Below are 269 nucleotides of genomic sequence, written 5' to 3' on the forward strand. Positions count from 1 at the left end.
CACAATCTTGACAATATTGTTTTCTTCAATTTCATATTTTTTTAGATAATTACTAACTTCTTTTTTGGTACGTTGCTTGAAGGAAAGGTAATAAAGTGCTAGATTTTTCCCATAAGAAAACTGAGCAAAATCGCGAAGCTCACGAAACTCCTGCTCCGTGATTTCCTTTCCCTTACTAAGCATGAAGCGAACAATTGTGTCTTCCGTAATATATAAACTATCCTGACCATCCACTTCAAGTAAATAAAGACGTTTCTTCTTTTCAATTT

General features: G+C 33.5%; 1 pseudogene. It reads right to left on the reverse strand.

Annotation, left to right across the window (positions count from 1 at the left end):
- A pseudogene (gene recX, locus C1G53_RS11205) lies at positions 1 to 267 on the reverse strand (recombination regulator RecX); the annotation flags it as partial.
- Between the last annotated feature and the right edge of the window lie 2 nt (positions 268 to 269).

It is taken from the genome of Streptococcus suis, from assembly GCF_002960445.1.
In the GTDB taxonomy this organism is placed as follows: domain Bacteria; phylum Bacillota; class Bacilli; order Lactobacillales; family Streptococcaceae; genus Streptococcus; species Streptococcus hyiners.